At 62.9% G+C, this 1,253-nt stretch carries 1 protein-coding gene; it reads left to right on the top strand.

The annotated features are described in order from the left end of the window. Positions 1-1,253: HsdR family type I site-specific deoxyribonuclease (locus PLN84_RS13415; RefSeq protein WP_348532201.1), on the top strand; the 1,253-nt coding region annotated here is incomplete at both ends.

The raw sequence follows: 1,253 nt of genomic DNA, 5'->3' as shown, positions 1-1,253 counted from the left end.
CAAAGCGAAGGCGGTCGGCGGGAACAAGAGCCTCTACGACGCCAACCGCGAGGTCTACGGGCTGCTCCGCTACGGCGTGAAGGTCCGGCCCGACATCGGCGAGCAGCACATCACCGTCTGGCTCATCGACTGGGACCGCCCGGAGAAGAACGACTTCGCCGTCGCCGAAGAGGTCACCATCGCCGGCGAGAACAGCAAACGCCCCGACATCGTGCTCTATGTCAACGGCATCGCTCTCTGCGTCCTCGAACTCAAGCGGTCGATCGTCTCCGTATCCGAGGGCGTCCGTCAGAACCTCGACAACCAGAAGAAGATCTTCATCCGCCCCGTCTTTTCCACCGTCCAGCTCGTGATGGCCGGCAACGAGACCGAAGGGCTCCGTTACGGCGTGATCGAGACCCCCGAGAAGTACTACCTGCGCTGGAAAGAGGCCGACGCCGGAGAAAGCCCGCTCCTCCGCGAACTCTTCCAGCTCTGCCGCAAAGACCGCCTGCTTGAGATCGTCCACGACTTCATCGTCTTCGATGCCGGGACCAAGAAGACCTGCCGGCACAACCAGTACTTCGGGGTCAAAGCGGCACAGGAGCGCGTGAAGCGGCGCGAGGGCGGGATCATCTGGCACACCCAGGGCAGCGGCAAGAGCCTGATCATGGTCTGGCTCGCCAAATGGATCCGCGAACACGTGCCGGCCGCCCGCGTCCTGCTCGTCACCGACCGCACCGAACTCGACGACCAGATCGAGAAGGTCTTTCTCGGCGTCAGCGAGGACATCTACCGCACCAAGAGCGGCGCCGACCTCGTCCGCGTCCTCAACACCGACACCGAATGGCTGGTCTGCTCGCTCGTCCACAAGTTCGGCCGCGGCGACGACCTCAGCGACGCCGATCTCGAGACCTATATCGAAGAGATCAAACGCAACCTGCCGAAAGGATTCTCCCCCAAAGGCGAGTTCTTCGTCTTCGTCGACGAATGCCACCGCACCCAGTCCGGCAAACTGCACCGGGCGATGAAGATGCTCCTCCCCGGGGCGATGCTGATCGGGTTCACCGGCACCCCCCTGCTCAAACTGGACAAACAGAAGAGCATCGAGGTCTTCGGCCCCTACATCCACACCTACAAATACGACGAGGCCGTGCGTGACGGCGTCGTCCTGGACCTCCAGTACGAGGCCCGCGACATCGACCAGAACCTCACCTCCCAGGAGAAGATCGACCAGTGGTTCGAGATCAAGACCCGGGGCCTGACCGACGCCG

It is taken from the genome of Methanoculleus sp., assembly GCF_035363275.1.
Taxonomy (GTDB): Archaea; Halobacteriota; Methanomicrobia; order Methanomicrobiales; family Methanoculleaceae; genus Methanoculleus.
The sequence above is the reverse complement of the archived record's forward strand: the minus strand, read 5'-3'. Positions and strand labels throughout refer to the sequence as shown.